Origin of the sequence: Acetobacter pasteurianus subsp. pasteurianus LMG 1262 = NBRC 106471, assembly GCF_000285275.1 — a bacterium.
In the GTDB taxonomy this organism is placed as follows: domain Bacteria; phylum Pseudomonadota; class Alphaproteobacteria; order Acetobacterales; family Acetobacteraceae; genus Acetobacter; species Acetobacter pasteurianus.
The window spans coordinates 1-8,359 of sequence record NZ_CADO01000044.1 but is presented as its reverse complement, the minus strand read 5'-3'; the positions used below and the strand labels follow the sequence as shown (position 1 = coordinate 8,359).

The window sequence follows — 8,359 nt, the reverse complement described above, 5'->3', positions numbered from 1 at the left end:
AGCGGGCTAACCCCCGCCCAGAAACTAAAAACAGCTGCCTGAATTCTCATTCAACGCCCGACTAAAAATGGGGGGATTACCCTATGAGCCAACTCATCGACAGACTTCTCTTTTTCAAAAAATATCAAGGTAAGTTTGCGGGTGGCCATGGCGTCAATACAGATGAAAGCCGGGCATGGGAGGATACCTACCGGTCCCGGTGGGAGAGTGAGAAAATTGTCCGGTCAACGCATGGCGTGAACTGCACCGGCAGTTGCAGTTGGAAGATCTATGTTAAAAGTGGTCTGGTCACGTGGGAAACACAACAGACCGATTACCCGCGCACGCGACCAGATATGCCCAACCACGAACCACGTGGCTGCCCGCGTGGCGCAAGCTACTCATGGTATCTGTATAGCAGTAACCGTATTCGCTACCCGCTGGTGCGCAAACGGCTGGTTGAGTTGTGGCGCGAAAAACGTAAGACGCTGGATGCGGTCTCAGCTTGGGCAGCCATCCAAAACGACCCGGTCGCCCGTCAGAGTTATCAGGCACAGCGTGGGCTGGGGGGCTTTGTTCGGGTGTCTTGGGATGAGGCAAACGAACTGATTGCCGCAGCAAATATCCATACCATCAAAACATGGGGGCCTGACAGGCTTGTGGGCTTTTCGCCCATTCCAGCCATGTCTATGCTGAGTTACGCTGCCGGAACACGCTATTTAAGCCTTCTTGGCGGAACATGCCTGTCTTTTTATGACTGGTATTGTGACCTGCCTCCCGCGTCCCCTCAGACATTTGGTGACCAGACAGACGTGCCAGAAAGTCTTGACTGGTATAATTCGGGCTATCTGCTGGTCTGGGGCTCCAATGTGTCCATGACCCGCACACCCGATGCTCATTTTTATACAGAAGCACGGTATCGGGGCGCAAAAAGTGTAGTCATTGCTCCGGACTATGTTGAAGTCGCTAAATTTGCAGATTTATGGCTGCACCCTCGCCAAGGAACGGACTCTGCACTGGCATTGGCCATGGTGCATGTCATTCTTCGTGAGTTCTATCTTGAACGTCAGGTCCCTTATTTTCAGGACTATGCAACCCGGTACACAGACCTTCCATTTCTGGTGATCCTGGACCCCAGCGATGCAGGTCAGAAACCCGGCAGGCTGCTCCGCGCGGCTGATCTGGCGGATGACCGGTACCACACCACAGAAGCTGACTGGAAGCCTCTGGTTTGGGACCGGGAACAGGCCTGCCCTGCTATGCCGCGCGGGTCTGCCGGTTTTCGGTGGGAAAACGAGGGGAAATGGAACCTTGAACCATTTGATGCCGTAACAGGTGCGCCCTTAACACCGTCTCTTTCTCTGGGTGAGAGTGGAGAGATGGCCACAGTACTGTTTCCATATTTTGGTGGAGACGGGCGCTTTGGTTTGAATGAGGCCGAGCCAGTTCATGCCCGTAAGGTTCCGGTACGAAGCATAGCCCTGAAAACAGGCGAGCATGTCCAGTGCGCCACTGTTTTTGATTTAATGACCGCACATTATGGGCTTTCTGCGGACGCTACCGCGTGGCCGGATTATGAGAGTAATGTGCCCGGTACGCCCGCTTGGCAGGAGGCCATTACCGGTGTGCCGCGTGAAAGATGTATTGCTGTAGCACGCGGCTTTGCCCGAAATGCGGAAGCTACGCAGGGGCGCTCCATGGTTATTCTGGGGGCCGGCCTCAACCATTGGTACAATATGGACATGACGTACCGTGCTATTCTGAACATGCTCATGCTGTGTGGGTGCATAGGGCAGAACGGCGGCGGCTGGGCGCACTATGTGGGGCAGGAAAAGCTACGCCCATCCGCAGGGTGGGGGCCAGTCGCGTTTGCGGGGGACTGGGGCGGCCCGCCACGCCGAATGAACGGCACAAGCTTCTTCTATGCACATACAGACCAGTGGCGTTATGAGCAGTTAACACCAAGGGAGCAGCTTTCACCTCTGGCCTCGCCTGAAAAATGGCCTCAAACCGTGCTTGATTGTAACATTCAGGCTGAACGACGCGGCTGGCTGCCAAGTGCGCCACAACTTGCGGTCAATCCGTTACAGCTCGGTCAAAAAGCCGCTCAAAGTGGGCAGGATCCTGCAACATATGTGAAGGACGCTCTTGTATCCGGTTCCATCAAGCTGGCTTGTGAAGACCCCGATGCACCGGAGAACTGGCCGCGTAACATGTTTGTCTGGCGGTCAAACTTGCTAGGTGCCAGCGGCAAAGGACATGAATATTTCATGAAGCACCTGTTGGGCGCGCCTAACAATGTCATGAACGAGGATAGTGACCAGAGGCCGGATTTTGCAAAATGGCATGATAAGGCTCCAGAAGGAAAACTGGACCTTCTGACAACTATTGATTTCCGCATGAGCACAACAGCAATGTTCAGCGATGTCGTTTTGCCAACCGCAACATGGTATGAAAAATCAGACCTGAATACGTCTGACATGCACACGTTTATTCATCCGCTGCAGGCTGCTGTTGACCCGGCATGGGAAGCCCGCACGGACTGGAGCATTTTCCGTAGTTTGGCTGAGACGTTCCAACGGTTGGCAAAAGGCCAGTTGGAGAGTGAAACAGATGTTGTTCTGTCACCCTTGCAAAAAGACACACCAGCCGAGCTGGCGCAGCCTTATGGTGACGAGATCTGGCGGTCAGAGCACCCGATAGCTGGTGTACCGGGCAAGACAATGCCCCAGATTGCTATTGTGCCAAGACGTTATGATGAGGTCTATGATCGCTACATTACGTTAGGTCCGGGTTTGGAAAAGAAGGGGAACGCAGACCACGGGTTACAGTGGGATACAACAGCAGAGATACAGGAACTTAAGCAGACACATCCGTCAGTCTCAGTGAAATATCCCGAGAGGTCTTCTCTTTTTCAGGATACCGATGCGGTTGAGACGGTACTTATGCTGGCACCGGAAACAAATGGTGCAGTTTCAGCCAGAAGCTGGAAGTCTCTTTCAGACAAAACCGGGCGTGACCTTTCTCACCGTCTGGGCGGAAGAGACGGTGACCGGATTACATTTGCAGATATCATTACACAGCCTCGGCAGGTCATAAACTCGCCGGTATGGAGCGGTGTCTCGTCAACGCAGGAAGCCTACACCGCTAACTGGCTGAATGTGCACGAATATGTACCATGGCGTACATTAACAGGTCGGCTTCAGTTTTATCAGGATCACCCTTGGCTCCGTGACTTTGGGGAAACCTTTGCCACATACAAGCCACCTATTGAAACACACTCAACGCCAGAGGCCTTAGGGGCTGCGCATGATAACGGAAACCCGGTTATCCCGCTGAATTTCCTGACCCCTCATCAAAAGTGGGGCATCCATAGCACCTATGCTGAAAACCTGATTATGTTGACACTTGGTCGTGGTGGCCCGGTTGTCTGGATTAGTGAGGATGACGCAACACGGCTCAAGATTGTCGATAATGACTGGGTAGAAGCTTTTAACTGTAACGGGACATTGGTGGCGCGTGCTGTTGTCAGCCAGCGTATTCCGTCTGGTGCAGCGTTTATGTACCATGCGGCCGAGCGCACCGCCAATGTGCCGGGTAGTGAAATTACTGGCAAGCGTGCCGGTATTCATAATTCAGTGACGCGTGTTGTCATGAAACCCACCCATATGGTGGGTGGGTATGCACATCTTTCATGGTCATTCAATTATTACGGGCCGGTTGGGTCTAATCGTGATGAATTTATTTTCTTACGTAAAATGAACGATGTGAACTGGTTTGACACCACCGAAAAAGGGAAGGGATGAAGATGATTTTGAGTAATTTTCCTGCTTCTCCCTGCATTATAGGTAAGTAACCGTGAAGATACGTGCGCAGATAGGTAAGGTTCTTAATCTCGATAAATGCATCGGGTGTCATACATGCAGTGTGACGTGCAAACAGGTCTGGACCAACCGTGACGGTGTTGAATACGCATGGTTTAACAATGTCGAAAGTAAACCCGGTGTCGGTTTTCCGCAGCAGTGGGAAAATCAGGAACTGTGGCATGGCGGCTGGCAGTTGGGAAAGGGAGAGTCACTCCGCCCTAAAATTGGTGGAAAATGGCGTATTCTTTCGAAAATTTTTGCAAACCCAAACCTGCCCCAACTTGACGATTATTATGAACCATTTGATTTTGATTACGCTGCATTGCAGAACGAAAAAAGCGAGCAGGTTGTTACGTCTGTCCGGCCGTATTCCCGTATTACCGGGCAGGTCATGGATAAAATTGAACGAGGCCCGAACTGGGAAGAGTCTCTGGGCACAGAATTTAAACATCGTTCCAAAGACTATAATTTCCGTGATGTAGAAAAAGAAATATATGGAAAGTTCGAAAATAGCTTTCTGATGTTTCTCCCGCGACTGTGTGAACACTGCCTTAACCCGACTTGTGTTGCATCATGCCCATCAGGTGCTATTTATAAAAGGGAAGAAGACGGCATTGTTCTGGTTGATCAGGAAAAATGTCGTGGGTGGCGCATGTGTGTCAGCGGTTGCCCTTACAAGAAAATTTATTACAATTGGCACACAGGAAAATCAGAAAAATGTGTGTTCTGCTATCCGCGTATAGAAAGTGGCCAGCCTACCGTCTGCTCTGAAACCTGTGTGGGGCGTATCCGCTATCTTGGCGTCATGCTGTATGATGCCGACAAAATTGAAACCGCTGCGGCTACAACAAACCCTGAAGATGCGTATGAGCAGCAGCTCGACCTTTTTCTGGACCCACACGACCCGGCAGTGGTTGAGCAGGCACGTCGGGACGGCATACCTGACGCATGGATTGACGCGGCCCAACGCTCGCCAGTGTACCGTATGATCAAGGAATGGAAAATCGCCTTTCCGCTCCATCCTGAATACCGCACCCTGCCTATGGTTTGGTACATCCCGCCCTTGTCGCCCATTCAGGAAGCAGCTTCTGCTGGTAGTCTGGAAACCCTGAATGGTATTCCAGATATCAACAGCCTACGTATACCGGTCCAATATCTGGCTAATATGCTCACTGCGGGGGATGAAGCGCCCGTCAAAGCGGCTCTTAACCGGCTGCTGGCGCTCCGGGCCTATATGCGCCGTTTCCAGATTGAGAATGTACGTGACGCCTCTCTCTTGCAGGGGGCAGGGCTGTCAGAGCAGCAAATTCAGGACATGTACCGTCTTCTGGCTATTGCGAATTATGAAGATCGCTTCGTTGTGCCAACCGCGCATAAAGAAGATGCAGAAGACCCTTACCATCAGCGCGGCATCGCGGGTTTTCATTTTAATCAGAGCACAACCTCCGGGAAAAGCCGCTTCAGCCTATGGGGGCAGCAGGGTGTAAGACCGGAAATTCGTCGTCATACGGTGAAAGGGGGATAACAATGTCTCAGTCTCTGTCATTCCTCTGTCAGTTAAGCGCTATTTTTCTTCGGTACCCTGATGAACTTATAAAGCAGGAAAGTGTAGAATTAGGCACGCTGATTTCGCTTTCCAGTCTCTCTATAGAACAGAAAAAAGCTTTCGAAGAAATCAGGATTTTTCTTGAAAAAACACCACTTCTGGATGCGCAAAGCCAGTATGTGCAGCTTTTCGATATGTCCCCCTCCTTATCACTCTACCTTTTCCAGCATGTGCATGGGGATTCCCGTATGCGCGGGCAAGCAATGGTGGATCTGTTAGAGGAATATCGTTCTGCCGGTCTGGATTTGCAGGGGAACGAGTTACCAGACTTTCTTCCCGCCTATCTAGAGTATGCGTCTGTGTGTGACCCTCAGAAAACACAGGAGCTTCTGACAGAAATAGTGGATATTCTTGCAGTTCTGAACAGAAGACTTCAAGAAAGGCGGTCTATATATTCTGGTATTTTCCAAATTTTACAGGAAGAATCCAAACGCCTTCCTGACAAAGAAGTCGTGCACGCGCATTTAAGAGACACAGCCGTGATGGATGATCCCGCAACCCTTGATATGCGGTATGAAGAAAAACCTGTCACGTTCGATCATGCCTCCTCACCTGCGGCATGTAGCGCAGCGTGTGCTGGCTATTCAGGCAAGGATCATGGGAAGGCAAGAGCATGAACTGGGTCGAGTACTTTCTGTTCCAAATCTATCCGTATCTATGTTTGTCGGTCTTTGTCATCGGGTGTTGGGCGCGGTTCGATAGAAGCCAGTTTTCATGGCGCGCTGAGTCGAGTGAGTTCCTTGAAAGAAAAACCCTGAAGTGGGCCAGTAATAGCTTCCACGTTGGTGTGCTGGGGTTGATGATGGGCCATGCTGCGGGGCTTCTGACCCCGCCCCAACTGACTGAGATGCTGGGCCTGAGTGCTCACGCCCACCAGTTGCTGGCTGTCGGTGCCGGAAGTGTGTTTGCAGTGTTCGCTGCTGTTGGTGGCGCAGGGCTTATTTACCGCCGTGTCTTTAACAAGCGCGTCAAGGCCACCAGCCGCCCAACTGACCTATTCATTCTTCTGTTTGTCTATGCGCAACTCTGGCTCGGAATTCTTGGGTTGCCACACTCCATGATGCATTCAGATGGGCACACAATGGAAATATTAGGGGAATGGTGCCGGGGTGTTCTGACATTCCGGTCAGGCCTGCCAAATCTGCTCACCACTATCCCGTGGGTTTACAAGCTACATCTGGTAACCGGTATGACGTTGTTTTTGCTAACGCCGTTTACCCGGTTGGTGCATGTTATCTCTGCTCCTATCTGGTACGTTTTTCGGCCGGGGTGGCAGATTGTCCGCCAGAATCACCATGTCGCTAATGATGAGACGTGAGCCCCGAACATGATGAGTTCTCCCAATCAAACCGGTCACACAATTTTTGTAAATGACACCGCTATTTCATTGGAGGATGTTCAGGCAGAAATGCCGCACCACAAAACAGCGTCTCTTCAGGCACAGTGGAATGATGCCGCAAGAGCGCTGGTGGTAAAAACACTCCTGCTTGATGAAGCCCGGAAAAAGCTCGACACTAAGAGCGGAGACAGTTTGACCGATGAAGCGCTCATTCAGGCTTTGCTAGAGCGGGAGGTCGAGGTGCCAACGCCAACGGATGATGAGCTTGAGCGCTGGAGTGCTTCCAATATTGCCCATATGCAGGCTGGTCCCGCCATGCATGTGCGGCATATTTTGGTATATGCAGATAAATCTATGCCGGGTTCAGTGGAAACAGCGCAAAAAAGAGCGCAAGAGTTTCTGGATCACCTGAAAAATAACGCCACAGATTTTGAACAAGTAGCAGCACGTTATTCAGAGTGTCCTTCCTCCAGTAGAGGGGGGGATTTAGGCATAATGCAAGAGCAAGATCTTTTGCCAGAGTTCAGAAAAGCCCTTCAAACTGTCCAAGAAGGTGAATTCTATGATGGTCTGATAGAAACACGATATGGCGTGCATATTGTGCAGCTTTTAAAAAAGTTTCCTGCTGAGCTAAAAGTCGAAGCTTTAAATAAAGAAGAAAAACAGCGCATTCGGATTTTCCTTGAAGATAATAGTTGGAAGCAGGGCGTGCAGAACTACATTGCTATGCTTGCCTCTAAAGCGCGAATTAAAGGGTTTGACTTGTTTTCTGGCACAACAGCGCAGGCATCCAGCACCGGTTGGCCCGATGGAGGAAACTGCACAGGGAAAAAACCTTCCTGACAGTATAACAATACTTTCTATCTTGCGGGCTAAACAATCTGAGGGCTTTTATGATTTTGGAAATAATTTTTAAAACATTTGCCGTTCTGGTCTCTACAGGCGTCATGGGGGCATTAGCGTATTTTACGCATTACCCATTGCTTTTTCCTAGTTTGGGGCCAACTATTTTTATGCATATTGTTACGCCACAACAGGACGCTTCAAGAGTTTGGAACACACTGGCAGGGCATGCAATCGGGATCATTGCTGCGGTGTTCTCTTTGTGGATATTTGACGCTTTGGCAGCCCCCGCTGCTATGAGTATTGACCACATTACTTGGAACCGTATGGCTGCGAGTGTCCTGGCGATATCCCTGACAGTCTTGGGGCAGGGCCTTTGTAAAGCAAATCATCCTCCCGCAGCAGCAACAACATTATTGCTGAGCTTGGGCGGATTTCATTCAGATATAAAAACTATTAGCGTAATATGTATAGGTGTTATTATTTCGACTACCGTTTCTGAAGTTTTTCAAAAATTTATGGCATATAAAAAATAAGAAAAATTTTTACAGCTTAATAGGATTACTTAATTACAGTCAGGGCACCCGGCACAAAAAAGCGCCGGGTGTTTTTTGTTTAATTCGCAATTTTGTTTGCGATGACAGGCACGAATGTTTTGTCAGGAACAACAACACCTGGAGGGTTCTAAAAACCCCCTGGTTTTGAGGTCTTCTGTATGATTCTATT

General features: G+C 50.2%; 6 protein-coding genes. All 6 read left to right on the top strand.

Annotated elements, in window-relative coordinates:
- Nucleotides 1–83: 83 nt before the first annotated feature.
- The 6 genes from APA10_RS08795 to APA10_RS08770 all read left to right on the top strand — a co-directional run bounded on the left by APA10_RS08795 (nt 84) and on the right by APA10_RS08770 (nt 8,169).
- Nucleotides 84–3,785, top strand: a complete 3,702-nt coding sequence (locus tag APA10_RS08795; RefSeq protein WP_003631019.1) for a nitrate reductase subunit alpha — start codon at nt 84–86, stop codon at nt 3,783–3,785.
- A gap of 52 nt (nt 3,786–3,837) precedes the next feature.
- Nucleotides 3,838–5,370 (top strand): nitrate reductase subunit beta, encoded by a 1,533-nt coding sequence (gene narH / locus APA10_RS08790; protein WP_035366585.1) that lies wholly within the window; start codon nt 3,838–3,840, stop codon nt 5,368–5,370.
- Nucleotides 5,371–5,372: 2 nt separating this feature from the next.
- On the top strand, nt 5,373–6,068 hold the full coding sequence (narJ, locus tag APA10_RS08785; protein ID WP_003631022.1) for a nitrate reductase molybdenum cofactor assembly chaperone: 696 nt from the start codon (nt 5,373–5,375) through the stop codon (nt 6,066–6,068).
- Entirely contained in the window at nt 6,065–6,769 is a 705-nt protein-coding gene (gene narI / locus APA10_RS08780; protein WP_035366587.1) for a respiratory nitrate reductase subunit gamma, read from the top strand. The genes narJ and narI overlap by 4 nt, the downstream gene beginning before the upstream one ends.
- Before the next feature lie 150 nt (nt 6,770–6,919).
- Nucleotides 6,920–7,633 carry a peptidylprolyl isomerase gene (locus tag APA10_RS08775; RefSeq protein ID WP_160160616.1) on the top strand — a complete coding sequence of 238 codons (714 nt, stop codon included), beginning with the start codon at nt 6,920–6,922 and terminating at the stop codon, nt 7,631–7,633.
- A gap of 50 nt (nt 7,634–7,683) precedes the next feature.
- The gene (locus tag APA10_RS08770) at nt 7,684–8,169 is read left to right on the top strand and encodes an HPP family protein (RefSeq protein ID WP_050923578.1); all 486 of its coding nucleotides are present in this window, start codon (nt 7,684–7,686) and stop codon (nt 8,167–8,169) included.
- Nucleotides 8,170–8,359: the final 190 nt, after the last annotated feature.